The sequence below is a fragment of the Gemmiger sp. An50 genome (assembly GCF_002161595.1).
Taxonomy (GTDB): Bacteria; Bacillota; Clostridia; order Oscillospirales; family Ruminococcaceae; genus Allofournierella.
The window spans coordinates 46162-72035 of sequence record NZ_NFID01000006.1 but is presented as its reverse complement, the minus strand read 5'-3'; the positions used below and the strand labels follow the sequence as shown (position 1 = coordinate 72035).

Sequence of the window (25874 nt, the reverse complement as noted above, 5' to 3'; positions counted from 1 at the left end):
GTAGTGACTAAGAAAAGGATGGCGAAACCCTGATGGATTATTATAAAAAAGCGCTGGAAATGCACGAAGCACACAAAGGTAAGATCGAAGTGGTGAGCAAGGTCCCGGTGAAGACCCGTGAGGACCTTTCCACCGCCTATACCCCCGGCGTGGCCGAGCCCTGCCGCGAGATCGCCAAGGACCCGGCGGCGGCATACACTTACACCGCCAAGGGCAACCTGGTGGCGGTGGTAAGCAACGGAACGGCGGTGCTGGGCCTGGGTAACATCGGCGCGGCAGCTTCTCAGCCGGTCATGGAGGGAAAGGCCATCCTGTTCAAGGAGTTCGGCGGTGTGGACGCCTTCCCCATCTGCCTGGACACCGAGGACCCGGAAAAGGTCATCGAGGCGGTGCGTCTGCTGGCTCCTGTTTTCGGCGGCATCAATCTGGAGGACATTTCCTCTCCCAATTGCTTTTATATTGAAGAAACTCTGGAAAAGGAGCTGGACATCCCCGTCTTCCACGACGACCAGCACGGAACTGCCATCGTGGTCACTGCCGCACTGTTGGGCGCACTGCGGGTGGTGAAAAAGGACATCGGCTCCATCAAGGTGGTGGTGAACGGCCCCGGCGCCGCGGGTACCGCCATCATCAAGATGCTGCTGGCCGCTGGTGTGAAGAATGTGATCGCCTGCGATGAAAACGGCATCCTGTACAAGGACCGGGGCGTGGGTATTCAGGACCACAAAAAGATGCTCTGCGAGATCACCAACAAGGAGGATCTGCGGGGCGATTTGTCGGACGCCATCAAGGGTGCGGACGTGTTCATCGGCGTGTCGGTGGCGGGCGCTCTGAAGCCGGAAATGGCCAAGACTATGGCCAAGGACGCCATTGTGTTCGCCATGGCCAACCCCACCCCGGAGATCCTGCCAGATGAGGCCAAGGCCGCTGGTGTACGGGTCATCGGCACCGGCCGCAGCGACTTTGCCAATCAGATCAACAACGTGCTGGCTTTCCCCGGCGTATTCAAGGGTGCTCTGAGTGTGCGCGCGCGGGATATCAACACCGCCATGAAGGTGGCTGCGGCCCATGCTATTGCCGACCTGGTGAGCGACGAGGAACGCAACGAGGATTACATCATCCCCGGCGCCTTCGATCCCCGCGTGGCCCAGGCCGTGGCGGATGCGGTGGCCAAAGCTGCCCGGGAAACGGGGGTGGCCCGGCTGTGAGAGAGATCAGCGCCCAGGCCATTACCGAAACGGTGGCCCGCCTTTGCATTGAGGCCAACAGCCGGCTTTCCCCGGATATGGAGAATGCGGTGCGCTCCGCCTTTGAGCGGGAGCAATGGCCCATCGCCAAGACCACATTGAAGACCCTGTGCGACAATCTGGCCGCCGCCCAGGAGACCGGCCTGCCCATCTGCCAGGATACCGGCATGGCCTGTGTGTTCTGTGAGATCGGCCAGGAGGTGCACATCCAGGGCGATTTTGAAGCCGCCATTCATGCGGGCGTGGCCAAGGGCTACACCGAGGGCTTCCTGCGCAAATCCGTGGTGAAGGACCCCATCCGCCGGGGCAACACCGGAGATAACACTCCGGCAGTCATCCATACCCGCCTGGTGCCCGGCGACAAGCTGAAAATTACCGTGGCTCCCAAGGGCTTCGGCAGCGAGAACATGAGCCGTCTGGGCATGCTCAAGCCCTCGGACGGGGAGCAGGGCGTGAAGGACTTTGTGCTGGAAACCGTCAAGCTGGCGGGGCCCAATCCCTGCCCGCCCATCGTGGTGGGCGTGGGTGTGGGCGGCACCTTTGAGAAGGCGGCAATGCTGGCCAAGCAGGCCCTGCTGCGCCCGGTGGGCAGTCATCATCCGGACCCCTACTACGCGGAAATGGAGCAGGAGCTACTGGAAAAGATCAACCGGCTGGGCATCGGCCCTCAGGGCTTCGGCGGCGAGACCACTGCGCTGGGTGTGCAGATCGAAACCTACCCCACCCATATCGCGGGCATGCCGGTGGCGGTGAATATCAACTGCCACGTGACCAGGCACAAGGAGGCGGTACTGTAATGGAATACAAGCTCACAACGCCTCTCACCGAAGAGGTGACCCGCAAGCTGCGGGCAGGGGATACGGTGTTGCTGTCCGGCGTGATCTATACCGCCCGGGACGCGGCCCACAAGCGGCTGTGCGAATGTCTGGATCGGGGCGAGGAATTGCCCGTTGATGTGAAGGATGCGGCCATCTATTACGCGGGGCCCACTCCTGCCCGGCCGGGTCAGGCCATCGGAGCCTGCGGCCCCACTACCAGCTACCGGATGGACGCCTACGCCCCCCGGCTGCTGCATCTGGGCTTGAAGGCCATGATCGGCAAGGGCAAGCGCAGCGAACAGGTGGTGGATGCCATGAAGGAAACCGGTGCGGTCTACCTGGCTGCCATCGGCGGCGCGGGTGCGCTCATGGCCTCCCGGGTGAAGACAGCCCAGTTGGTCTGTTATGAGGATCTGGGCAGCGAAGCCATCCGCCGCCTGGAGGTGGAGGAGATGCCCCTCACGGTGGTGATCGATTCTCTGGGAAATAATCTGTACCAGACTGGCCCGCAGGAATACCGGGCCGCCATGGAACAGCAGTAATTGAAAAAGTGGAAAGCGGCCTGCTCGTGAATTGAACAGACCGCTTTTTGTGTCAAAAGCCCTCCATGCGGAGTTGACCGTCCCGCAGCGAGGAAAAGGAAGAATGAATGATTTGATCCTGCGGGCCGGGCCATCCGACCAGAAGGGGAGAACGGGGGTCGTGTGCGGCACGGTTGGCCGTGATCTGGCCGGGCGAGAAATTGGCGTAGCAGTAGCGGCAGCCGCCCGGGCAGGTGTTATAAGTGCCAATGTCCACACTGGCCGCGCAGCCGCATTCCGGCCGCTGTCCCTTGGCAGGTGACCAGTACAGCGGCTGCCCCAGTAGCGATTCGAACAGCGCCCCGTCTACGCAGCTTCCGTGGACAATGCCCGCTGCCTCGAGATCCAGCGCCTCGGCACAGCTTTGCACGCGCATGCCGCAGCCAGCGGCGATGGCAGCAAGGCTCCGGGCAAGGCGGGCGGCAGCCTGTGGGTCAAAGGCGGCAGGAATCAGCGGACGCATCCGTGCCCGGGTGCCCTGGTATTCGTCCAGAAAGCTGATCACACAGGTTTCCGTGTATCCTTGCAGGTGGTGGGCAATTTGTTCGAATCGCGCCAGGTGCCACTCTTCGGTGTATTCCCTGGTGCAAAAGATAGGGTCGTATCGCCAGATCACCCGGCGGGGACCCAGCTTTCGGGAAAGCTGCTGAAAGGCCGGGATAAGCACCGTGTCCTTGTCTGGTAGAGTGGGTTCCACTTCCGGGCCGTAACCGGTGAGGGTGAACTGAAATACCGTGAGGTGGTTCTCCAGTTCGTCCAGCCGAGGCAACATAGGCAGAGGATTTTTGGTCCAGAAAACGATACCGTCCACAACATCCGGATTCAGGGGGATATGATGCAGCCGGTGCGGCGCGCGAGGGGAAGGAACAAGCGCAAATCCCTCCGCAAGGCGGCGAAAAAACCAGTCCGCATACCAGGCGGGAATATCGGTGCGGCGGCTGACGCTCAGCAGCATATGGACCTCCTTTTGGCCGGGAGCAAAATGCGAGTTGGGATCAAAAATCCCGGCGCATAGATTGAACAGTGAGAGGGAACATATCTATTTTATCATATCATAAGGATTTGCGCTGAATATTTAGAATAAATGCGAGAGAACTCGATGCGAGTTTTCCCGCATTTATTTTTTTACCCAAAATCAATCAAGAGAGGAGGAAAGGCGGTTTGACCAAGAGGCATTTGAATCTGCAAGACCGCATGGAACTGGAAGAGCTTTATGGGAAAGGGAGCGGGGTTGAACAGATCGCAGCAAAGCTGAAAGTCCACCGGTCTACCGTGTACAACGAGTTGAAGCGGGGGGACACGGGGGAGATGGATGGGAATGGTCGTATTGGGTACAGCGCAGAACTGGCCCAGCGGACGATCATTGAAAACTACCGCCGGAGACGGACGGCGGGACGCGCCAAGTAAAGGCATAACGAAAGAGGGATGATCCATGAAATCCGTATACTGCGAAATCGCAAGAGGCGAGGGATGCACAAAAATCAGCCTGTACTCCGAAGCGGAATATAAAAGAGAGCTGCGGAGAAGGGAGCGACGCGAGAAGATCCGGCGCAGAAGAACGCACGTCCGGGAGGTGGCGGGCGCACTCATTGGACTGGCAGGGTTCATGATGCTTGTTTGTGCTGGTGGGGCATACGAAGTAGGAACGCTCGTTGCGCTGGGGGCCACAGGGCTGGGGCTTATGGTGCTCGGCGGATGGATGGGTCATGCCTTTTATGGGCAGGAAGATAAAGCGGAGTGGATGCGCCGTATGCGCGAGCGGGGAGAAATCGAATGACGGACAAGCGGGAAAACGTTCGCGGATGGGCACAGGGGAGTGCGTGTGCGGTGAGTTGGAACGCGAGAATCTGGAAAACGGAACCGGTGGATGGCCCGGTGGCCGGGTCGAGAGAATTACTCAAAAACACAAGCAGATGATCGGAGGAAAAGTGAATATGAACATGAGAATCAACACCCATGGAAACCCCTTGCCGGAGGTTCACGGAGAATGGATTGACCTTTGCACAGCAGAGGAAACCCACCTGGAATTTCTGGACTACAAGATCATTTCCCTGGGTGTTTCTATTGAGATCCCGGCGGGTTACTACGCACACATTGTGCCTCGTTCCTCCACGTTTGGAAAATGGGGCGTACTGCTTGCCAACAGCATGGGCGTGATCGAGAACGACTACTGTGGAGACGGCGATATTTGGGGGTTCCCTGCCGTGTGCCTGCGCCGGGAGGGGACAACCATTCCGAAGGGGACGCGCGTTTGTCAGTTCCGGCTCATGGAAAAGGCCCCGGCCATCGAGTTTGAGCAGGTAGAGCGACTGGGAAACAAAGACCGGGGCGGGTACGGTAGCACCGGGGAGAGAGCGGGAGCAAACAGGAATGCGATCACATACCGGGCTGCCAGCGGTGAAATTGAAATCTGCGGCGGGCATAGCTACGCAGAAGCAGTGAACAAGCTGTGCGAGCTGGAGGATGAAAAGAAGCCGGGCGAGCGGTATACGTTCAGAAGTCCGAACGGCCAGGTGCACTCCAGACGAGGAATTGAACTGGTGTTGGCGCGGCTGAACGATTACGAAATGGAGACCCGTAATCCGGCGAACATTCCCACAAGAGACGGCGGGGAGACCAACAAGAAAAGCCGCGTGGAACGGATGTTCGGAGCCAGGGAGACGTGGAACACCACAAGCACGCCGAACCCGGACGAGGGACAGGGGCCGTACAAAGGGTTCCTGATGGTGGTTTGCGAGGAGTGCGGAGAGGTGCGAGCGTTCTGCTCAAAGCGGGAGACTTACAGTTTCCGGTGCGACAAGTGCGGGCACGAAACAGCCCTGGAAAATCTGCGGCCCATGTATATGCACTGCAAGTGCGGAAAGAGCTTCCGCTATAAGACCAACGCGACGGCGGAAAAAATCACCCACACCTGTCTGGAGTGCAAGGCTCCGGTAGAAATGGAGCTGAACAAGAATGGAACGGCATACGTCACTATCGGAGTGAGGAGGTAATAACGATGTCCAGAACTGAAATGAGCTATTTCGGCCTGAGAATGAGTGCAGAAGGAGAACCAAAATTCTGTAAAGAACAGACAGAGACGTTTTTCAACTATATCCGAGAGGATAGCGAGATCATAAACGAAACCGGCGGCGACCTGTGCCAGACTGCACCGGTGATCCAGAGCGCCCCGGCGGGCATGGACTGGGATGTTGTAGCAATCTATGACGATGCCGGTATACCCTCGATTATGCACCGGTTTAAGCGAATGACCAATGCGGAACTTTTTGAAGGAGGAAGCGATGCAGTCCACCCGGCTTTTATCATCGGGGGCGAGGTGTACGACGAAATTTACATCAGTGTGTACCCGAACACGATCATAAACGGGAAACCGTACAGCCTCCCACTTATGGAACCGGCGACGAATATTGCGATGGAGGACTTCGCGGCGGCCTGTTTCTCAAAGGGGGATGGCTGGCACTGCATGACCGCAGCAGAATGGGGCTTGCTTGCAAATATCAGTGCAAAGCTGGGGACGCTTCCGCACGGCAACACAGATTGCGGGAAATGGCACGCGGATTCCAAGGAAAAGGGGGCCGTTGTGGATGGCGGCTACGGCAAAACGCTGACGGGCAGCGGCCCGGCAACGTGGACACACGACCATTCGCCCACCGGCGTGCATGACCTGTGCGGAAATGTCTGGGAGTTCTGCCGGGGATGCCGCATTATGAACGGAGCCATTCAGGCTGCACAAAACAATGATGCGGCGCTGCCGGAAACAGACCTTTCGGAAAACGGTAAGGACTGGCGCTCCGTGATAAATGATGCCGGGAAGCCCGTGTATGGAGGGGTTGAGGAGGACAATGTGGTGATTACCACCGGAGGCCACGAGCAGGGATATACGGGGTGCCGCTGGGGCGATGTGAAAGTGCGTTGCGAAAGCGAACAGCTCAAAGCACTGGCGCTTTATCCGGGAGAAAAAGAAAGCTACTGCTGGATGGACAGCACAGATGGAGAATACTGCCTGATTCGCGGCGGCGACTGGGGCTATGGGGCCAGCGCTGGGGTGTTCAACTCGTACCTCAACTACCCCCGTTGCAACGTCAGCACGTACGTTGGCGGGCGCTCCGCTTTTTTCGTGAAGCACTGAACACTGAAACCTGAATCACTGAACGCCGAGCGTGAGCGAGGCGAGAAAGGGAGAATATCATGGGAAACCGAAACAAAGTTACACCAGGGCTGGGAGAATTTGCGATTGGGGTTATCGTGATGGTGATCGCCTGCCTTTGGATTGCGGCGGCGATCATCGTGCCTGCTGCTCTGGTTAAGCTATGCTGGCTTTTTCTGCTGGCCTAAAGGGGGAGCAATCAATGAAAATATCCAAGTTCGTAAAGCTGGTGAAGAACGCCGGGCGCTGCATTGTGGCGGATGTGGAAAACAGTGGCATTTGGCTTGGGAACGGGTACGGGTTCTACCGGGCAACAAATCTGCCCAGGATGGAGGGCGCAGAGCAGGTGCGCACGGTTCTGGATGTGCCGGAAAAGGCGTGGGAGAAGGTGTACCTGACAGAAGAATGGTATGGGAACGCACAAAATGTGATGGGAATGAACCTTTCCGACTACGAAAAGGAAGAAAAGCGGGCGGAGAAGATTCGAGTGGTCGCGGCCATGGATGATGTATGGGCGGCCTGCTGCCGGTGCGATGATGGAGAGCTGATATTCTACCGTGAAAATCTGCTTTCCCCGATCATGGACGAGGTGGAGAACAGCGATTACATCATGTTCACGGTGCGGCGCATGACCAGCGGACAGCGGTATCTCGCGGTGCATGACGGGATGAACCTGCTGGCAGCGATCATGCCAATGCGGGTGGTGAGCGAGGAATACCTGGGACGGCTGGCGGAGTTCGAGGCGATGTGCGCGGAACAGCTCAACCGCGAGCGGGCGAGGGCAGAAGGTGCGACCGAAGCGGAAAATCAGGAAGATGGGGAACAGCTTGGAATGGAGGATGCGGAGGAATGAAAATCGAGAGAGCAAGGGAAATTCTTGACCCGGAGCACCGGGAGGAATACAAGAGCCTGGAGCCGGTGAAAGAGGCGTGCCAGATGGGGCGGGCGGCACTGGAGAAAATGGTGCCGCGCTCGGTTTGTTTGGATGGAATCGAAGCCTGCCAGGGGTGCGGCAGCGGAGAGTACCTCTACAACGAGGACGGGAACCGGAACAAGTTCTGCGGCCAGTGTGGGCAGGCCATTGAATGGAGCGAAGAAGGACAATGAAAAGAGCGAGCACAAGGAACGGAGGGAGCCAGCTTAATTTCCTTGACGAGATCATAGTGGACAATTTTGCAGGCGGCGGCGGTGCGTCAACAGGGATGGAGCTTGCAACGGGACGGCCCGTTGCCATTGCCATAAACCACGATCCAGATGCAATCCTGATGCACAAGACAAATCACCCGTTTACAGAACATTTGCAGGCAAGCGTATGGGATGTAGACCCGAGAAAGGTGTGCCGGGGGAGACCGGTGGGGCTGGCGTGGTTCTCGCCAGACTGCAAGCACTTTTCAAAGGCAAAGGGAGCGGCGCTGGTGGATCGGAATATACGGGGGCTGGCGTGGATCGTGCTTCGATGGGCGGGAACGGTCAGGCCACGGGTGATTATCTTGGAAAACGTAGAGGAGTTTGTAACCTGGGGGCCAGTGCGTAAAGGAAGGCCGGTAAAGAAAAAGGCTGGTCAGACATTCCAGAAGTGGAAACAGCAGCTTCTAGACCTTGGATATGCTGTGGAACACAGAGAGATCGTGGCCGCAGACCTGGGCGCGCCTACCACGAGAAAGAGATTTGTGCTAATTGCCAGATGTGACGGGAGACCTATGGCTTATAAACATGGCGTTTATACCAGCGAGGTGGAAACCAGTCTGATTGCCCCGGTCAACGGGACAGCTGGCCTCATTGTCGCCGTAGGCACCGCGCCGGTCAATATGCTGGCCGACCCCGCTGCGGCTGTGAACAAGCCGATTCTGGTAAACAACTACAAGGAGGCCGTAGAGGCCGTCGGCTATGTGGGAGACTTTGAGAAGTACACTCTGTGCGAGTGCATCAGCGCAGCGTTCAGCGTGGTGGGTGTGGCACCCATGGTGTTTATCAATGTGCTTGATCCGGCAAAGCACACCACCGACATCGAGGAAACCACAATCCAGGTCAACGACGGCGTGGCCGCGCTGGATAAAGTGGGTGTGCTGCTGGACGAGCTGGTGGTCAAGAAAGAGGCGGAGACGCTGGAGGCGGGCACGGACTACACAACGGTGTGGAACACTGATGGCACCGTGAATATCGTGATTCTCTCTACCGGCGCAGGAAATGGGGCCACCCAGCTGACCGTAAGCGGAAAGACGCTCGATCCCTCGAAGGTGACCGCGGAGGACATCGTGGGCGGCGTGGATATTGATTCCGGGAAAGAGACGGGGATGGAGGTTATCCGGCAGGTGTACCCGATGCTGGGCATGACCCCGGGCATCCTGATCGCGCCCAGATACAGCATGGAGGCAACCGTGGCCGCTGCCTTGCAGGCAAAGACGAAGAGCATCAACAGCAAGGAGATCATTGGCGAAAACGTGATTGTTTTCGTGAGTGTACCGAGTAGCGGTGGGGATGATACCATCACGGCGGTACGGGTATACGACAACAACGACGCGCTGGCCGGTGAACAGACTGTGAGCCTGAAACGCACCAGCCGGAACACAGCACTTCTGCGATTCACGTTCCCGTTGGTTGAAGCGGAGTAAAAGAGAGGAGGAAAACCTATGGCGTATAAGCGCACCTATTGGGTGGATCACGTCGTCGATCAGCACGGGGCGGTTATTCAGCAAGGCACGCTGCTTGACCAGCAGCACTTCAATAACCTGGAAGAAGGTTTGAGCGATGCGAGCCTGGCCCATGCGATCATGTACTTCAAGCAGGTACAGGAGGACTATAATTTCACGGACGAACTGCACACCATGACGCTGGCACAGACCGGTCTCAAGTGGCCGTTCAACAACAAGGAAAACACCGTGGGTCTCGCACAGCTGCGCGAAAACACGAATTACAGCGTGGAGGTGACGGTGCTGGAGTACACCGGCGGGCGGCTTGGAGAGATCCGGGTCTATGACCGGGCAAAGAACGGCTTTAAGCTGATGCACGATGGAAGCGCGACTACGGTAAAAGTGGCTGTGCGCGTCAGCGGCGGCATGACGGATCAGCGTGTAACCGACATTTGATGCAGGAGGGAACAAAATGAAAATCGTTGAAATGAACGAGGGCCGGAAAATCGACTACAAGATGACCGGCACGAAGCTGGAGTTCGCGGACGGGGCGCTCACTGTTGATCTGGCCAGATACCAGAGCGACGACCCTGTGACGCGCGACATCATGGTTGACAGCGAGGGTTACCTGGTGATGGGGAAGGGAAGCTACTATGTGGCCCAAGTGGAGATCCCTGCGCGGGAGTACGAGGAGACGGAAGTGCCCCAGACGCTGGAAGAGGACGCAGAGGAAGCTGACGGCATGAGCGATATGCCCGGCATCCTGCGCACCCCCCTGCCCCTGGACACGGAAAAAGTCACCCTGTGCCTGTTCAGTATCGACGGCATCATGATTCGCTGATAGGAGGAAAAAGATATGGCAAACTTCGATATGGCTGAAATGGCTCTGAAAAGCGTGTGCCCCAACAACTTCATGAAGTACGACGACAAAGAAATGCCCACGATCATGGTCTACATTCCCAAGTTCCGGCTGTGCGATGTGCTGTCCACCGAGGACACCAGCATCCATCCCGCTTTCCGCGTGAACGGAGACGAGATCGACGGCTTCTACATCGGCAAGTTCCAGACGCACCACTACAACGGCAGAGCGTACAGCCTGCCCGGTGAAGATCCCAGCGCCAGCGCCGGTCATGACACCTTTGTGGCGTATAACCGCGCCAAGGGCCAGAAGTACCACGAGGTGACTGCGGCGGAGTGGGCCGCCGTGGCCCTGTGGTGCCACAAGAACGGCACCGAACCCAAGGGCAACAACAACTACGGCAAGGACACCACCGAGACCCTGTACAAGGCGATTCCGACGACCCACGAAAGCGACGGGCGCACTGCCCGAGTGGCGACCGGCACCGGCCCTGTAACCTGGAGCCACGACGGCACCCTGGCCGGAATCTGGGACATGAACGGAAACGTGTGGGAGTGGTGTACCGGCCTGCGCCTGGTGCATGGTGAGTTGCAAATTCTCCAGGATAACAACGCCGCATCCCCCACGGCGGATCTGTCTGCATCCAGTAAAGCGTGGAAAGCAATCGACGCGACCACCGGCGACTTGGTTACCCCAAACGGCAGCGGCACCACCGCGAACACCGTGAAGCTGGACTATGTGAGCAGCAAGTGGAAGTATGTGACCACCATCACCAGTTCCGAAGATTCCGGCAGAAGCTGCCAGTTCAAAGACATCACCTGCGACGCGGGCATTGGCGCAGATGCAAAGCTGCTCCTCCAGGCGCTCGCCATGCTGCCCGATGCCGAGCTGGTGGGCGACAAGATCGACGCGAATTATGGCGGAGACTACTTCTACGCGAACAATGCGCAGGAGGAGCGGTGCCTGATTCGCGGCGGCTACTGGGGCAGTGGGGCCGACGCTGGGGTGTTCCTCTCGAACCTCAACCCCCCCCGTTCCTACGTCGCCGCGCGCGTTGGCGGGCGCTCCGCTTTGATCGAATAACTGCACACTGCGCCCTGATTCACTGAACGCCGAGCGATAGCGAGGCGATAAGGGGACAAGCCCACGCACGGACGAGGACAAAAGATGTTCCCGCGCCGTGCGCGGGCGAATTTTTTGGGCGATTTGTGGTGGGCGCAAAAGTAGAGTGCGCCGGGTGGGAAAGAGGGAAAATAAAACGGGGGTGAAGCGATGCAGAGTGATATGCCGCCTCAAAGAAATTATGAGCCGTTCCGTCTGAAAGAAAAGATCGGAGAAATGATCCAGTACGGCAGACCACTGACAAAGCAGTTCAGCCGGAAAGACCGAGACCTTGCCGACGACCTGCGAGAATGTATGCTGCGGATGTACCATCTGGCGGTAGAGCTGGAAAAGAAATACTACCGCAAGACCACTGCGCAGGAGCTTGACGTGGAACTGGACTGGCTGCGAAACCTGGTAAGACTGGCGGCAGACAAAAAGTGCTGCGGAGCAAAATTCGCCCCGCCGCTGTCCACGCACCAGTATGAAGTGTGGGCGCGATACAACGAAGAGATCGGCAGACTGTTGGGCAAGTATATTGCGAGCCTGAAAGGATAGCCGTTACTCTTGGGGGATGGGCCGTATTGCGGTGCCTGATTCGCGGCGGCAACTGGAACAATGGGGCCAACGCTGGGGTGTTCAACTCGAACCTCAACAACCCCCGTTCCAACGTCAACACGAACGTTGGCGGGCGCTCCGCTTTTCGTCTGAACACGCCATCATGGGGCGGCGGTTCTGCGCCGGACAAGTGGGTGGTGCCTCACGGGGCATCATCGGCGCGCAGACTAAAAGGGGCCTATCTCCAATCCCAACAACAGGGATAAAATCTGAATTGCCGCGGAGACGGAAACGCCACACGCGGCCTGTTTGGTGAACATGAAAATGAGCGAAGGAACCGGACTGGCAGTCATTCAAAATGCGTGGCCCACGGTGTGCAGTTTCGAGTGGATGCTGGAAGCGCATAGACACGCTTGCAAAGGGAAAAGGTACAGGCTGGAAGTCATGGGGTTCACGTCGAAACTGGAGAAAAATCTGCTGGACGTGCAAGAGCGCATGAAGGACGGCAGCTATGAGCTGGGGCCGTACAGGAAGATGTGGGTATTTGTGCCAAAGAAACGGCTGGTTATGGCATTGGATTACCCGGACAGAATTGTGCAGTGGTGCCTATATCTGTACCTGAATCCGATATACGACAAGCTGTTTATCGAGGACAGCTATGCTTGCAGGAAAGGAAAAGGGAGCCACAAAGCGGCGAAGCGCCTGCAATACTGGATGCAGCAGGTGAGCAGGAAGCCGGGGCCTGGGTGGTATTGCCTGAAACTGGATATTTCAAAATACTTCTACCGGGTCAACCACGACAAGCTGCTTGAAATCCTGTCCCGAAGGATCGCGGATCAGGAAATGATGGAGTTTGTGCGCGGGGTGGTGAACAGCAAGGCGGAGCCTTTTGGGCTGCCAAGATGGAGAAGCCCGGACGATACGCCGCCGGAAGAGTGGGAGTATGAAACGGGTATGCCGATAGGCAATCTGACATCACAGCTTTTTGCGAACATCTACCTGAATGAGCTTGACCAATACTGCAAGCACAAGTATCAAGCCCAGCTGCGGGAGAAGGGGCCAGATCTGAAAATCGGGAAAGACCATGAGCTGGCGGAGTACATCGAGCAGACGATCATAGAGCGGGACTGCTCCCCTGCTGCGGTACTGGGATATGCGATGATGGAAGGGAAAACGTTCAAAACCACCGTATCGGTGCAGACCATATACAAATATATAAAAATGGGTCTGTTTCTCCATATCACACAGGTGGATTTGCCACGCCGGGGAAAGCGAAAGAACAGCTACAAAAAGGTCAAGACCAACAAAAGCCAGGCCAGGGCCAGCGCCGGGGAGAGCATTGAGAACAGGGCACCGGAGGTCAAGAACCGGAAGGAGTTCGGCCACTGGGAGATGGACACGGTGTACAGTAAAAAGAACACCACCGCAAAGGCCCTGCTGGTGCTGACGGAGAGAAAGACCAGGAAGGAAATCATCATTGGAGTGCCGAACCGAAAGGCTGAAACCATCGTCCGTGCGCTGGATGCGCTGGAGCGGAAGATGGGGGCGGCGAAGTTCAGGAAAATATTCAAGAGCATCACAGTGGATAACGGAAGCGAGTTTGCGGCGGCGGAGGCGATGGAGCGAAGCGCCATCAACAAAACCATTCCTAGGACGGCGGTATACTTCTGTCACCCGTATTCTTCATGGGAGCGCGGAAGCAACGAGAACAACAATATCATGATCCGGAGAAAGCACCCAAAGGGAACCGATTTCTCGAAGGTGAGCGCGGCGCAGATTAAGGAGACGGAGAACTGGATCAACAACTATCCGAGAAAGATACTGGGGTACAAAAGCAGCGAGGCGGTTTTCAGAGAGTGCCTGCGGGAGCTGGGGATCGTAGCGTAAAAGAAATAGAAGAGGGAGAGGGGGGAAGCACCGGGAAACTGATGAAACTGAACAGAGAATCAATGGGGCCAGCAATCGGGAGAATTGGTGGCCTGGTTGTCGTGATGTAAAAATGGACAAAATTGCACACAAAAATCTGTTGCATCTGCCTATTGAATTTTCGATCATAAGGATTTGCACGATTTCCTCTTGACGAAACACCGATTTTTCGGTATCATAATTATTGTTGCTCAGTCAGAATGATTGAGTGATTTGCTGGAGTGGCTCAGTCGGTAGAGCAGCTGATTCGTAATCAGCAGGTCGTCGGTTCAAGTCCGATCTCCAGCTCCAAAATAAAAACCCCGCAGATGGCTTCACAGCACTATCTGCGGGGTTTTTCTGTATCATATCCTATTTGCTATATATTTCCAGAAATAAACGGGAAAACCATGATAAACTAACAAATAAGCTAACAAATCCGCGGGTTAGATCAGATCAATTCCTTTGACCAGATCGGCCGGCTGGGTGTGGGTGTACCGGTTCACGGTCATGGAAAAATCGGAATGCCCCAAAATTTGTTTGATAATTTCCGGCCGCACGCCCGCAGCCACCATCTTCGTGGCGGCAGTATGGCGACATGTGTGCGGCGTTGCTCCCTCAATGCAACAGGCCTTCATCAGGCTGCGGAAGGTCTTTCGCACGTTGTCGGCATCCTTGGCGGTGCCGGCAGAAGTATGCAGCAGCCAGCGAGCCGAGTTTCCGTCCACCCATTTGGCAATGATCGGAACGATCTCCCGGTGGATCGGGATGGTACGGTTTCGGCCGGCGTCGGTTTTCTCGCCGCCCACCATGTAGCGGTCGGCCAGATGCACATTCTCCCGTTCCATCTGCAGCAGCTCATTGATACGCATGCCGGAGTAACACAAAACCAGAGCAATTTCCGCAGTGGGTCCCAGCTTGGGATCACCCAGCATGCCGCGAATGCGCCCGATCTCCTCGTCGGAGAGCACACGGGTCTTGGCCTCGCCCTTGCTGGGCAGCTCCAGAAACTGCGCATAGTTCTTATCGATGATGTCCTGCTTCATGGCGTATTGGCACAGTTTCGAGAAAAGCAGCCGCTGCTTTTCGCACAGAGAACGGCTCAGGCCGCGCTGGACCAGACTGTCGATCACCTGCTGGTAGTCCTCAGTTTTCAGATCGCGGATTCGCCGGGAATGCAGATCCTCTGCCTTGGCGAAGGCGTCCTCGTAGCTCTGCCTGCTCTTATCTCCGATTTTGGCAAAGGCGTTGGGACTCCATTGCTCGTATATATCCCGGAGCGTGTAGTTCTTCCGTTCCAGCGGCACCCGATCCGCATTGAAGCGATCCAGCGCCTCCACTGCTTCACTGCTGCTGGCGTAGGTACCCAAAAGCTTTCCGGCTCCGTTCACAGCGGCCCATGGCCGGCTTCTTGCGCCGGATAGCTTATATACGGACCCGCTGCCCTTGGTCCGGCGTCTGCTGCGCCGCTGGGGCGGAGCGGTCGTCGCTGTCTGACGCTTCCCGCAGAAGAGACAAAAGCCGGATTCATCTGGAATTTCCCGGTGACATCTTATGCATCTCAAAGTAAGTCCCTCCTTTGGGCGGAATCTGTTTGCTTAAAAATCAAGCGGCCCCTGTCTGGCGATGGGGGCCGCTTTTGCTTTTTATTTCCCCGCCTCGGAAGAATCGGCAGAAGAAATGACCTCGCCGCTATCAGCGTTTACGAAGTCCACGTGGATGTTGTCGGGGGTCTGTCCGGAGAAGATTCCATAAAGGCCGCCATACATGTACAGCCCAATTACAGACATAGACTCAGCCAGTCCAAGCTCATCAGCGGATACCGTGACAGTAAAATTAGTAAAATCATCGTTGGCGGAAACGTTGGTGATGGTGGGGAAGTCGCCGGACGTGGACATCTCAGCGAGAGTCTCATTGATGGATGCAGAAAGCTCTTCCAGCACCTTTTTGTGTTGGGCTTTACTCATCACATAGGTGGCACTTCCGTCTTCATTCAAGGTGATGGAATGGATATCGGACTCCTTCGCTTTAGCGTCCAATTCTTCCTGTGTCGTTTCCCCAACAAAATCAGCGGGGACAGTGATCTCCACGTCAAACAGATTTTTGTCCACTTCGATATCGCCCAAAGAATCCAGATCTGAAAGAGCACTATCCGAATCAGAGGCAGCGCTGGACGCAGAGGCAGCGCTGGCCGCAACAGAGCTGCTGGATGGCGTAGAAGAAGCCGGGGCCGGAGTTCCGCAGGCCACCAAAGAGGCACAAAGCAGTACCGAAATCACTGATGCAGGTGTTTTTTTCATATGTTTTTCCTCCTAAAGTAAACTGTATTGCAAATCCGCAAGCGGACTTAGCCGAAATGATCATTTCCATGCGCCGGAAAATATCGATAAACCAATCGACTTTTTCCCTGTGGGAAATTCTCGATAAATTATCGACTTTTTCTCTCGGGAAGGAAATTACTTACCCCCTATGGGGGTAACAGGTGAATTTTCCTCCGGTCAAGTCAATGGGGGCAGAAAAGGGGGCGCTGAGGTTCGCCCCCCCTTTCCTACACCCCGCCATTGACAAGGGGGGATAGAGTGAGCAACAGACGATTATGAAACTGATAACGGAAAATCGTCGTCATCGCTCGGGTAGCAGAAAGGGAAGTCTTCCTCTTGATTGTCTGCAATCTGAATAAGCTGACGGGAATTTGTCCTCCGCATTTCTTCCTGGAGTTCTTCTTGCCAAGGTCGTAGAAGTTGCGCTTCCTGAAAAGAGGTGGGAGCGCCGCAAAATGGGCAGTGTCTTGCATTCCCAGGCAGATGGACTTTTTTGCTTTCAGAACAGGGACCGGATCTCTGGGGGGAATACGTGTCATCATATTCACCCAAACAGGTGTTTTCGGTCGGAGCATTGCAGATGACGCAATGCCCGCCGGCAGGGAACGGTTCCTCGTTACCACAGCGAGGGCATACAATAACACGTCCGTTTTCGTCCATTTCGATTTTTGAATATTTCATGTAACCAGCTCCATATTTTGGGGAATTAAAAGCGGTCGAGGGGTGACGCATCGTTTTGCCACATACATGGCAAAACGCCTGCGAAGGAGAAATAACGGCAGTACAATGAACGCAGTAATGTTTTTTGTGCAGTACCTTGATTTGCCGTTTCTTCTGTTCAGTTGCAGAAAGCAGGGGAAGCTGTTCGCAAGGAGTACCTGCCAGATAGCAGGCGATTTCATAGTTCAAATTGTCGATACGGAATGCGATCACGCCAGGCAGTACACCAAATTCATCGGCCAGTTCGTCTACTACTTTGGATTCGCGATCGAACCGGTGTTTGCGGCATAATTCCACATAGCGCGGAATGAAAAACCTGTATGGAACGAGCAGTTCCGCAGCACCTTCATTGGCCTGCCATTCTTCAAAACTGTTTTGAGTATTCCGGACACTTTCGTAGCATTGAAAGGTTTTTTTCGGATTGTTGCGATGCAGGGTAAGATGAATCAGTTCATGGGCGCAGTTGAAATTATTTTCTTTGGCACTGCTTGACTCTTTCAAGAGGATAATGTCCTGTTCAGAGGAATTGTGTCCCATAAAGGCCATGCCACGTAAACCAGGAGTTTTCATGGGCATGGGACCAACCCAAATTCCGTTGGTACGGCAAAGGCGGATAGATTCTATCGGATAATGTCGGATATGCAAGCGGTTGCGCAATAAACTGATTTGATGATACAATTCAGCCTTTGTCATTTACTCGCCTCGATTCCGCTTTTTTTCCTGTTCACGGATACGCCTGACCAGGTTAAGCGCATATTCTATATCAGCGGGATCGAGTCCCTCATCCTGAGCTGTTTTTGCAAAACTGAGATATACACCACTCAGCTCGCTGCCCTGTGGGGCAGCGGGCTTTTTTTTGTATCCATCCAAACTGTTGATCTCATCGGCGATCCGCTGATTGTCCAAATGAAAGTAAGGATCGTTCACGTTGCCCAGAAGATAATCGATTGACACTCCAAAATAACCAGATAGCTTTGAAAGTGTCTCGGTCGAAAGTGTTTGCTTCCGGCCCATTTTTAAGTCACTCATTAAGCTTCGTCTGATTCCGATTTCTCCGCATAATTTGCCGACCGTTATGTTTCTTTCCTGACAAAGCGATTCAATTCGTTCGTACAAAATGTTCATTTTGACGTACTCCTTTTTGTGCATTCAAACAAAGTACGCTAAAAAGTGCATTTTCTATTGACTTGTACGTCAAAAAGAACTAAAATGCAGTCATGAGCTGTACGTTGTCAAGTGCTTTTTATTGCTTCAACTATATATTAGTACTTGAATGCGTACCTGTCAATAGATATTGGAGGTGAAAAGGTGAAATGGCGAAACTTTGCGACTTTGGCAAAGAAATTAAGAAGCGCCTTGTGGATCTTGACCAATCTCAGGAGTGGCTGATCGAAGAGGTGCGCCGGGATACTGGTTTGTATTTCGACAACGGATATTTGTATAAGATCCTGACTGGTACACGATCGGCCCCCAGAATCGTACAAAGCATTCGGACCATTTTGAAAATGGAAAATTGATCTTGAACAGCAAAAAAGCCCGCACAGGGCAGGAAGGAACAAATATGAAACTCAACATCAACATTGAAGGCGAGGCAAAAGAAATTGCCGCCCTCGCACTGGAACTGCAGGGGCGGCAAGGAAAGGCTGTGAATCAGTTAGTACTGGACGCCGTTCACAATACAACCGCTGTGGAGAACGGCATTGCTGGGAATGCCACTTGAACATGTTACGATTCCGTAAATATTGAGAACCCCAGCAGAGAGAATTGACTTGGCATTTAAAACGCCACGGATTTCGGCAAACGCGCCTTCGTCAACTACGAGATCTCCATTCATTATCCCTTGTACATGCAAAATGGCCGGCGCTTTTACAACTATTGAGCCATTTAATATTCCAGTGATAAGGAGATTTCCGGAACTTCCTGATAAAACAATATTTTGGGTTTTCACATCTGCAATTTGGTGGTTATAGTTTATATTCATCTTCATTTCACCTCCCTTCCCGCTCATTGTAGCACGAAAGGGGTGAGCAAGAAAGAACCAGTTTGTTGGAATCGACAGAATGGCCAAAGAAAGGAAAATACATGAACAATTTACAGATTATCAGCGGCGTAAGCTGCTACGAAGAGAACGGCACTGCATACCTGCGGCTGGAGGATGTGGCCCGCGGGCTAGGGTTTACGGAAACTGCCGCAAGCGGTAACGAGTGCATTAAATGGAGCCGAGTAAAAAAGTACCTCTCGACGCTCGGCGTCGACACAAGTGTCGACGGTACCATTCCTGACTACATCCCCGAGAACATCTTCTATCGTCTGGCCATGAAGGCCAAGAACGAGACCGCTGAGAAGTTCCAGGCACTGGTGGCCGATGAGATCATCCCCAGCATCCGTCGCACTGGCGGCTACATCGCAGGCCAGAAAGAGCTTTCCCCGGATGAGCTGATGGCGAAGGCGCTGATGGTGGCCCAAAAAACCCTGGCTGATCGAGAGGCGCAGATTTCCAGTTTGACCGTTCAGAATCAGATCATGGCCCCCAAGGCCGATTATTTCGATGAAATTGTAGACCGAAATCTGCTGACCAACTTCCGGGAGACCGCAAAACAGCTCGGCATTGGTGAGAAATCGTTTATCGCATTTCTTCTGGAAAAGAAGTACATCTACCGGGATAAGCGCGGAAAACTGATGCCTTATGCGGAAAAAAACACCGGCCTTTTCGAGATGAAGGAGTGTTTTAACGAAAAGACCCAGTGGGCAGGCACTCAGACACTCATCACCCCCAAGGGGCGGGAAACCTTCCGGCTGCTTGTGAAATAAAAGGGCGGTGATCCCAATGACAGACTGGCCGACCATGACGCTGCACGACTGCTGCGAAGCATTTCGTGCCAACCAGATCCCGATCAGCGAACGAGTTCTCGGGCAGATGATCCAGGAAGGGAAGATGCCCTTCGCGATCGGGACGCAGCTGGACGCGTCGGAGCGCTCCAAGTTTCTGATCTTCCGGCCGGCGTTTTACCGCTGGCTGGATGGGATGCTGGACGCGGACGCAATCCGAATCTGAAGGAGAAACAAATGGAATGCAAAAAAGAAAGCGCCCGGCTGTTGCAGCAGCCGGACGCCGGAACCCCATTGTGGGGTGCCCCTATGAGAAGCACCCCCATTGTAACATTTTTCCGCCAGGGTTTAAAGACCCTGATGGGCTGCATCCAGGTGGCCGCCTTTTTCGCGGCGGTGTGGCTTGGATGCGGCGGCATGGAATGGCTCTACCACAAAGCCCCCGCGCTGACGGTCTTTGCGCTGTTTGCAGCGCTGGCGGCACTGGTGAGCCGTGAACTGATTCATCGGTGGAGGGACAGGGAATGGGATTGACAAACGAGCAGAAGGGCGAGATCCGCGCGGCCTACCGTGACGCGGCGAACAACCGTGAACATACAGGGAGGAATACAAGATGAATGTGATCAAGATCGAACCCGGCTGCACCCCGCAGCTGGCCAGCGTGGAGGAGATCAGTGTCCGGGCGCTGAGCGAGGCGCTGGGCGGCGGCATCGAGGTCTGGAACATGGACTCCTGCGGCCGTTTCATGGCGGTCTGCCGGGCAAACGGAGCGGAGCAGGGCCTGCCGGTGAACTGCCGCATCCCCTATCTGGGGTGCGTTCTGTACGGAACGATCTGTGTGCTCCGCCGGGATTATAACCAGCTGGGCGCAGGTGTGCAGGAAAGCGATCTGTCCCGCATCGAAGGGCTGTACCAGCCCCTGAAGGAGGAGATGAGCGCATGACGCAAGAAAGGATTTTTGAGGAGCTGAACCGGATCGGCATCCCCACGAACGTGCGGGGCCGGGATTACATCGAGACGGCACTGGACCAGCTGCTGCAGCATCCGGGCCGCCGGTATGCCATCACCAGGGAGCTGTACCCCATGGTGGCAGAGGTTCACGGCGCCACCGCCGCCCGGGTGGAGCGGGCCATCCGGCACGCGATCGCGAGTGCCTTCACCCGGGGCAATGTGGAATATCTGAACCGCTACTTCGGCTATACGGTGGATTCCCGGAAGGATAAGCCCACCAATTCGGAATTTCTCACCATGGTGGCGCGCCGCCTGCAGATGAAAGGAGAGAATCAGCATGATCCGGATCAACAGTCTTGAGGCAGAGAACGTCAAGCGCATCCGCGCCGTGAAGATCGAGCCCACCGCCACCGGCCTCACCGTGGTGGGCGGGCGGAACAACCAGGGCAAGACCAGTGTGCTGGATGCCATCGCCTGGGCACTGGGCGGCGAGCGATACCGCCCCAGCGCGGCCCAGCGAGAGGGCAGCGCCATCCCGCCCCGGCTGAAGGTCACCCTCTCCAACGGCATCGTGGTGGAGCGCAGCGGCAAGAATTCCAGCCTGAAGGTAACCGACCCCATGGGCAACAAGGCGGGCCAGAAGCTGCTGGACGCCTTTGTGGAGGAGCTTGCCCTGGACCTGCCCAAGTTCATGGAAGCTAGCGGCAAGGAGAAGGCCCGTACTCTGCTGCAGATCATCGGGGTGGGCGACCAGCTCATGGCGCTGGAGCGCAAGGAGACTGAGATGTACAACCGGCGCCATGCCATCGGGCAGATCGCCGACCAGAAGAAGAAATACGCCCAGGAGCTGCCCAACTATGAGGGGGTGCCCGCCGAGCCGGTCAGCGCCTCCGAGCTGATCGCCCAGCAGCAGGAGATCCTTGCCCGGAACGGGGAAAACCAGCGCAAGCGCCAGAAGGCTGCGGAGCTGGAACGCCAGGCCGAAGCGCAGGCCGAGCGGGTGAGAGACCTGATGCGCACGCTGGAAGCCGAGGAGCACCGGCTCGCAAAACTCCAGGATGACCTGCAGATCGCGCAGCAGTCCGCGCAGGATCTGCAGGACGAATCCACCGCCGAGCTGGAGGAGAACATCCGCAGCATCGAGCTGGTGAACATGAAGGTGCGGGCGAATCTGGACCGGGAGCGGGCGGAGGAGGAATCCGCGGAATATGCCCGCCAGTATGCGGCGCTCACCGCCCAGATCGACGAGACCCGGGCCGAGAAGCTGGCCCTGCTGGAAGGGGCGGACCTGCCGCTGCCGGGCCTTTCGGTGCAGGACGGCGAGCTGACCTACAAGGGCCAGCAGTGGGACAATATGTCCGGCTCCGAGCAGCTGATGGTGGCCACGGCGATCGTGCGGCGGCTGAATCCGGAGTGCGGCTTCGTGCTGTTGGACAAGCTGGAGCAGATGGATCTGGACACCATGCGCAGCTTCGGCGCCTGGCTGGAGCAGGAGGGCCTGCAGGCCATCGCCACCCGGGTCTCCACCGGCAGCGAATGCCAGATCATCATTGAGGACGGGTATGCGAGCGCGGGCCCCACAGCGGCGCAAGACGCTGAGGGAAGCGAGCATTTTGGCTGCCAGCGGCAGGCAAAACCGTCTGTCCGGTCTGCGCAGCAGACGCCGGGCCGAATCCTGCCCGGCGAGGACGGGTATGCGAGCGCGGGAAGCGCAGCGGCCCAGGCAGACCCCCAACCCGCAAGCACTCCCACACAGGAATCCCCCAAACAATGGAAAGCAGGTGAATTTTAATGGCATTTCCCATCACGAGCGGTGTGCAGAAAAAGGCCCAGAAGGCGGTCATCTACGGCCCTGAGGGCATCGGCAAAAGCACCATGGCAGCCCGGTTCCCCGGCGCGCTCTTCATCGATACCGAGGGCAGCACCGCCGGCATGAACGTGGATCGTCTCCCGGCCCCGGCCAGCTGGTCCATGCTCATGGACGAGGTCCGGTATGTGCGGGATACCCCCTCACTCTGCCGCACTCTGGTGCTGGACACCGCCGACTGGGCGGCCCAGCTCTGCACCCGGCATATCTGCGAAAAGGCGGATAAAAAGGGCATCGAGGACTTCGGCTACGGCAAGGGCTATGTGTATGTGGCCGAGGAGTTCGGCCGCCTGTTGAATCTGCTGCAGGAGGTGGCGGACCGGGGCGTTCATGTGGTGCTCACCGCCCACGCCAAGATCCGCAAGTTCGAGCAGCCGGACGAGATGGGCGCCTACGACCGCTGGGAGCTGAAGCTGGCAGGCAAGGAGGAAAAAAGCCTCTCCGCCCTGGTCAAGGAATGGGCGGATCTGGTCCTCTTCGCCAATTATAAGACCTACTCGGTGGCGGTGGACGACAAGGGCCAGAAGCGCAAAGCCCAGGGCGGCGCCCGGGTGATGTATACCACCCACCACCCCTGCTGGGATGCCAAGAACCGGCACGGCCTGGCCGATGAGCTGCCCTTTGACTATTCCGCCATCGCCCATATCTTCGATGGGGCGGTGCCCTTTGCCACCGCAGCCGCCGCAGGGGTCACTCCGGCAGTGCAGCCGGCCGGGGCAGCGAATACACAGCCCGCCCCGCAGCCGGACTCCGCCCCCAGCCAGCTGGAATTGACTCCGCCCGCCGCCCAGCCGCCGGTCATGGTGGAGGACGACTTGCCCCGGCATACCCCGCCCCAGAGCCAGGCCGACGGCCTGCGCAAGGACGCAGACTGGCAGCAGCAGCGGCAGGCCCAGCTGGAAGGGGAGGGCATCCCCAAGGCGCTGGCCCAGCTGATGGCCCAGAACCAGGTGGACCCGGACGAGATCCAGGCAGTGGTGGGTGCCAAGGGCTATTATCCGGCGGATACCCCCATCCATGTGTATGATCCGGGTTTTATCCAGGGGGTGCTGGTGGGCGCCTGGTCCAGCGTGTTCGACGCGGTGGTGAAGAACCGGGATGTGCCGTTTTAAGCAAGGCGCTTGCTTAAAGTCAATCCTCAAGTCAATCCAAAAGTCAACCGTTATAACAACTGTTATAACAACCAAAAGCATCGCGGCACCCGTTGCAACAAGCGATCAAACAAGCGATAAGCGATAAAACAAGCGATAAAACAAGCAATCAAGGAGGAAACCACAATGGCAAATGAACGTGAATTCGGCTGGGAAGATGTTATCGAGAACGACGGCGGCGCGTGGGAGCTGCTGCCCGAGGGGGACTATTCCTTCACGGTGGTCAATTTTACCCGGGGCCGCCACCCCGGCTCGGCCAAGCTGCCGCCCTGCAATAAGGCGGTGGTCACACTGGCGGTGCAGGGCCCCAGCGGCGTGGTCAACATGGACCACAACCTCTTTCTCCACTCCAAGTGCGAGGGCCTGCTGTGTGCCTTTTTCACGGCGCTGGGCATGCGCAAGCACGGCGAGCAGCTGCGCATGAACTGGCCCGGCATCCTGGGCAAGACCGGCCGCTGCCACATCGCGGTGCGCACCTATAAGAAGGACGACGGCACCGAGGGCCAGTCCAACGACATCAAAAAGTTCCTGGAGCCGGAGCAGCCGGTGAGCGCCGCCACCGCAGGCCAGGGTTGGACCGCGGGAGCGTTCTGAGATGGAACTGCGGCCATACCAGAGCGAAGCGAGGCAGGCCGTGCAGAGAGAGTGGGCCGAGGGCCGGCAGCGCACGCTGCTGGTCCTGCCCACCGGCTGCGGCAAGACCATCGTGTTCGCCAAGATCACAGAGGACCGGGTCAAGCTGGGGGAGCGGGTGCTGATCCTGGCCCACCGGGGGGAGCTGCTGGACCAGGCCGCCGATAAGATCAAGTCGGCCACCGGCCTGGGCTGCTCGGTGGAAAAGGCGGAGCAGTCCAGTCTGGGCAGCTGGTTCCGGGTCACCGTGGGCAGCGTCCAGACCCTCATGCGGCAAAAGCGCCTGTCCCGCTTTGCGCCCGATCATTTCGATACCATCATCATCGACGAGGCCCACCACGCGGTGTCCGGCAGCTATACCGCCATCCTGGACTATTTCAGCGCTGCCCGGGTGCTGGGGGTCACCGCCACACCGGACCGGGGCGATATGCGCAACCTGGGCCAGATCTTCGATTCGCTGGCCTATGAATACACCCTGCCCCAGGCCATCCGGGAGGGCTATCTCTGCCCCATCAAGGCGCTCACCGTGCCCCTGCGGCTGGATCTGTCCGGCGTGGGCATGAGCGGCGGCGACTTCAAGGCCGCGGATGTGGACAGTGCCCTGGACCCCTATCTGGAGCAGATCGCCGCCGAGATGGAGACCCAGTGCTCCCACCGCAAAACCGTGGTCTTTTTGCCGCTGGTCAAAACCAGCCAGAAATTCCGCGATATCCTCACCGCCCACGGCTTTTCGGCCGCCGAGGTGAACGGGGAAAGCGCCGACCGGGCCCAGATCCTGGAGGACTTTTCCGCCGGGAAATACAACGTGCTGTGCAACTCCATGCTGCTCACCGAAGGCTGGGACTGCCCCGCCGTGGACTGCGTGATCGTGCTGCGTCCCACCCGGGTGCGCAGCCTGTACTGCCAGATGGTGGGGCGCGGCACCCGCCTTGCCCCGGGCAAGGAGCATCTTCTGCTGCTGGATTTCCTCTGGCACACCGAGCGGCAGGAGCTCTGCCGCCCCGCGGACCTGATCTGCGAGAGCCGAGAGGTGGCTCAGAAGATGACCGAAAACCTGGAAGAGGAGGCGGGCGGCGCGCCGGTGGACATCCAGCAGGCGGAGGAAAAGGCCGCCAGTGACGTGGTGGCCCAGCGGGAAGAGGCGCTGGCCAAGCAGCTGGAGGAGATGCGCCGGCGCAAGCGCAAGCTGGTGGACCCGCTGCAGTACGAAATGAGCATCCAGGCCGAGGACCTGACCGGCTATGTGCCCAGCTTCGGCTGGGAGATGGCCCCGCCCAGCGCCGGGCAGGTGAAAACGCTGGAAAAGCTGGGTATCCTGCCGGACGCAGTGGAAAACGCCGGCAAGGCAAGCCTTCTGCTGGACCGGCTGGAAAAGCGCCGGGAGCTGGGTCTCACCACCCCGAAGCAGATCCGTTTTCTGGAAGGCCGGGGCTTTGCCCATGTGGGCACCTGGCAGTTTGAGCAGGCCAAAAAGCTCATCGACCGCATCGCCGCCAGCGGCTGGCGGCTTCCGCCCAACATCGACCCGGCCACCTATCAGCCGGAATAAGGAGAGA

Annotated in this window: 31 protein-coding genes, 1 tRNA gene and 3 pseudogenes; 30 read left to right on the top strand and 5 right to left on the bottom strand. The window is 57.2% G+C overall.

The features are described 5' to 3' along the window. Positions 1-32 precede the first annotated feature (32 nt). The 3 genes from B5G03_RS07300 to B5G03_RS07290 are packed head-to-tail and all read left to right on the top strand — an operon-like array spanning position 33 to position 2607. On the top strand, positions 33-1208 hold the full coding sequence (locus B5G03_RS07300; protein WP_087181077.1) for an NAD(P)-dependent malic enzyme: 1176 nt from the start codon (positions 33-35) through the stop codon (positions 1206-1208). After that, complete coding sequence (locus B5G03_RS07295) at positions 1205-2044, top strand: fumarate hydratase (protein WP_087181076.1); 840 nt, start codon at positions 1205-1207, stop codon at positions 2042-2044. The genes B5G03_RS07300 and B5G03_RS07295 overlap by 4 nt, the downstream gene beginning before the upstream one ends. Continuing rightward, entirely contained in the window at positions 2044-2607 is a 564-nt protein-coding gene (locus tag B5G03_RS07290; RefSeq protein ID WP_087181075.1) for a Fe-S-containing hydro-lyase, read from the top strand. The genes B5G03_RS07295 and B5G03_RS07290 overlap by 1 nt, the downstream gene beginning before the upstream one ends. A gap of 52 nt (positions 2608-2659) precedes the next feature. On the opposite strand, the gene B5G03_RS07285 is transcribed toward B5G03_RS07290, so the two are convergent. Next, complete coding sequence (locus tag B5G03_RS07285; protein WP_087181074.1) at positions 2660-3601, bottom strand: DUF1848 domain-containing protein; 942 nt, start codon at positions 3599-3601, stop codon at positions 2660-2662. A gap of 206 nt (positions 3602-3807) precedes the next feature. Between B5G03_RS07285 and B5G03_RS07280 the strand changes: the two genes are divergently transcribed. The 16 genes and pseudogenes from B5G03_RS07280 (at position 3808) to B5G03_RS07220 (ending at position 14158) form a co-directional block, all read left to right on the top strand. After that, positions 3808-4053, top strand: coding sequence for a helix-turn-helix domain-containing protein (locus tag B5G03_RS07280; RefSeq protein ID WP_087181073.1), 246 nt, complete (start codon positions 3808-3810; stop codon positions 4051-4053). 25 nt (positions 4054-4078) lie between these two features. Next, positions 4079-4423: a hypothetical protein gene (locus B5G03_RS07275; RefSeq protein WP_087181072.1), complete on the top strand. Its 345-nt coding sequence runs from the start codon at positions 4079-4081 to the stop codon at positions 4421-4423. Positions 4424-4580: 157 nt separating this feature from the next. Beyond that, a complete protein-coding gene (locus B5G03_RS07270) occupies positions 4581-5639 on the top strand; it encodes a dUTP diphosphatase (RefSeq protein ID WP_087181153.1) in 1059 nt (352 codons plus the stop codon). A gap of 5 nt (positions 5640-5644) precedes the next feature. After that, complete coding sequence (locus tag B5G03_RS07265; protein ID WP_087181071.1) at positions 5645-6775, top strand: SUMF1/EgtB/PvdO family nonheme iron enzyme; 1131 nt, start codon at positions 5645-5647, stop codon at positions 6773-6775. A 59-nt stretch (positions 6776-6834) separates the two neighbouring features. Further along, positions 6835-6981: a hypothetical protein gene (locus B5G03_RS17395; RefSeq protein ID WP_162613366.1), complete on the top strand. Its 147-nt coding sequence runs from the start codon at positions 6835-6837 to the stop codon at positions 6979-6981. Positions 6982-6995: 14 nt separating this feature from the next. After that, positions 6996-7646, top strand: a complete 651-nt coding sequence (locus B5G03_RS07260; protein WP_087181070.1) for a hypothetical protein — start codon at positions 6996-6998, stop codon at positions 7644-7646. Continuing rightward, on the top strand, positions 7643-7900 hold the full coding sequence (locus B5G03_RS07255; RefSeq protein ID WP_087181069.1) for a hypothetical protein: 258 nt from the start codon (positions 7643-7645) through the stop codon (positions 7898-7900). Before B5G03_RS07260 ends, B5G03_RS07255 begins: the two co-directional genes overlap by 4 nt. Next, a pseudogene (locus B5G03_RS17625) lies at positions 7879-8472 on the top strand (DNA cytosine methyltransferase); the annotation flags it as partial. The gene B5G03_RS07255 and the pseudogene B5G03_RS17625, both read left to right, overlap by 22 nt. Positions 8473-8493: 21 nt before the next feature. Continuing rightward, positions 8494-9405 (top strand): phage tail sheath protein, encoded by a 912-nt coding sequence (locus tag B5G03_RS07250; RefSeq protein WP_087181152.1) that lies wholly within the window; start codon positions 8494-8496, stop codon positions 9403-9405. 18 nt (positions 9406-9423) lie between these two features. Beyond that, entirely contained in the window at positions 9424-9879 is a 456-nt protein-coding gene (locus tag B5G03_RS07245) for a hypothetical protein (protein ID WP_087181068.1), read from the top strand. A 16-nt stretch (positions 9880-9895) separates the two neighbouring features. Beyond that, positions 9896-10264, top strand: a complete 369-nt coding sequence (locus B5G03_RS07240) for a hypothetical protein (RefSeq protein ID WP_087181067.1) — start codon at positions 9896-9898, stop codon at positions 10262-10264. A gap of 15 nt (positions 10265-10279) precedes the next feature. After that, positions 10280-11365, top strand: a complete 1086-nt coding sequence (locus B5G03_RS07235) for an SUMF1/EgtB/PvdO family nonheme iron enzyme (RefSeq protein ID WP_087181066.1) — start codon at positions 10280-10282, stop codon at positions 11363-11365. A gap of 189 nt (positions 11366-11554) precedes the next feature. Further along, positions 11555-11941, top strand: coding sequence for a four helix bundle protein (locus B5G03_RS07230; protein ID WP_140401651.1), 387 nt, complete (start codon positions 11555-11557; stop codon positions 11939-11941). 318 nt (positions 11942-12259) lie between these two features. Beyond that, positions 12260-12964: pseudogene (locus tag B5G03_RS18165) on the top strand (reverse transcriptase domain-containing protein); the annotation flags it as partial. Between the two features lie 9 nt (positions 12965-12973). Further along, positions 12974-13828, top strand: a pseudogene (locus B5G03_RS18160) (IS30 family transposase); the annotation flags it as partial. 254 nt (positions 13829-14082) lie between these two features. Continuing rightward, positions 14083-14158: transfer RNA gene (locus B5G03_RS07220), tRNA-Thr, on the top strand. Positions 14159-14292: 134 nt separating this feature from the next. Here B5G03_RS07220 and B5G03_RS07215 read toward each other — a convergent pair. From B5G03_RS07215 to B5G03_RS07200, 4 genes are all read right to left on the bottom strand, one after another. Continuing rightward, positions 14293-15216 carry a tyrosine-type recombinase/integrase gene (locus tag B5G03_RS07215; RefSeq protein ID WP_087181065.1) on the bottom strand — a complete coding sequence of 308 codons (924 nt, stop codon included), beginning with the start codon at positions 15214-15216 and terminating at the stop codon, positions 14293-14295. A 276-nt stretch (positions 15217-15492) separates the two neighbouring features. After that, on the bottom strand, positions 15493-16146 hold the full coding sequence (locus B5G03_RS07210; RefSeq protein ID WP_087181064.1) for a hypothetical protein: 654 nt from the start codon (positions 16144-16146) through the stop codon (positions 15493-15495). A gap of 294 nt (positions 16147-16440) precedes the next feature. After that, positions 16441-17580: an ImmA/IrrE family metallo-endopeptidase gene (locus B5G03_RS07205; protein ID WP_087181063.1), complete on the bottom strand. Its 1140-nt coding sequence runs from the start codon at positions 17578-17580 to the stop codon at positions 16441-16443. Beyond that, on the bottom strand, positions 17581-18012 hold the full coding sequence (locus B5G03_RS07200) for a helix-turn-helix domain-containing protein (RefSeq protein ID WP_162613365.1): 432 nt from the start codon (positions 18010-18012) through the stop codon (positions 17581-17583). Between the two features lie 188 nt (positions 18013-18200). Between B5G03_RS07200 and B5G03_RS07195 the strand changes: the two genes are divergently transcribed. The 11 genes from B5G03_RS07195 to B5G03_RS07150 all read left to right on the top strand — a co-directional run bounded on the left by B5G03_RS07195 (position 18201) and on the right by B5G03_RS07150 (position 25867). Next, positions 18201-18404 carry an XRE family transcriptional regulator gene (locus tag B5G03_RS07195; protein ID WP_087181061.1) on the top strand — a complete coding sequence of 68 codons (204 nt, stop codon included), beginning with the start codon at positions 18201-18203 and terminating at the stop codon, positions 18402-18404. Between the two features lie 44 nt (positions 18405-18448). After that, entirely contained in the window at positions 18449-18607 is a 159-nt protein-coding gene (locus B5G03_RS17390; RefSeq protein ID WP_162613364.1) for a hypothetical protein, read from the top strand. 362 nt (positions 18608-18969) lie between these two features. Next, positions 18970-19698 carry a phage antirepressor KilAC domain-containing protein gene (locus B5G03_RS07190; RefSeq protein ID WP_087181060.1) on the top strand — a complete coding sequence of 243 codons (729 nt, stop codon included), beginning with the start codon at positions 18970-18972 and terminating at the stop codon, positions 19696-19698. A gap of 16 nt (positions 19699-19714) precedes the next feature. Then, positions 19715-19942: a hypothetical protein gene (locus tag B5G03_RS07185; protein WP_087181059.1), complete on the top strand. Its 228-nt coding sequence runs from the start codon at positions 19715-19717 to the stop codon at positions 19940-19942. Between the two features lie 11 nt (positions 19943-19953). Continuing rightward, complete coding sequence (locus tag B5G03_RS07180) at positions 19954-20250, top strand: hypothetical protein (RefSeq protein ID WP_087181058.1); 297 nt, start codon at positions 19954-19956, stop codon at positions 20248-20250. 79 nt (positions 20251-20329) lie between these two features. Then, complete coding sequence (locus tag B5G03_RS07175; protein WP_087181057.1) at positions 20330-20659, top strand: DUF3846 domain-containing protein; 330 nt, start codon at positions 20330-20332, stop codon at positions 20657-20659. After that, a complete protein-coding gene (locus B5G03_RS07170; protein WP_087181056.1) occupies positions 20656-21027 on the top strand; it encodes a sporulation initiation factor Spo0A C-terminal domain-containing protein in 372 nt (123 codons plus the stop codon). Before B5G03_RS07175 ends, B5G03_RS07170 begins: the two co-directional genes overlap by 4 nt. Continuing rightward, the gene (locus tag B5G03_RS07165) at positions 21005-22459 is read left to right on the top strand and encodes an AAA family ATPase (RefSeq protein WP_087181055.1); all 1455 of its coding nucleotides are present in this window, start codon (positions 21005-21007) and stop codon (positions 22457-22459) included. Before B5G03_RS07170 ends, B5G03_RS07165 begins: the two co-directional genes overlap by 23 nt. After that, positions 22459-23646, top strand: coding sequence for an ATP-binding protein (locus B5G03_RS07160; protein ID WP_087181054.1), 1188 nt, complete (start codon positions 22459-22461; stop codon positions 23644-23646). The genes B5G03_RS07165 and B5G03_RS07160 overlap by 1 nt, the downstream gene beginning before the upstream one ends. A 165-nt stretch (positions 23647-23811) precedes the next feature. After that, positions 23812-24279 (top strand): DUF669 domain-containing protein, encoded by a 468-nt coding sequence (locus B5G03_RS07155; RefSeq protein ID WP_087181053.1) that lies wholly within the window; start codon positions 23812-23814, stop codon positions 24277-24279. Position 24280: 1 nt separating this feature from the next. Further along, positions 24281-25867 (top strand): DEAD/DEAH box helicase, encoded by a 1587-nt coding sequence (locus tag B5G03_RS07150; RefSeq protein ID WP_087181052.1) that lies wholly within the window; start codon positions 24281-24283, stop codon positions 25865-25867. Positions 25868-25874 lie beyond the last annotated feature (7 nt).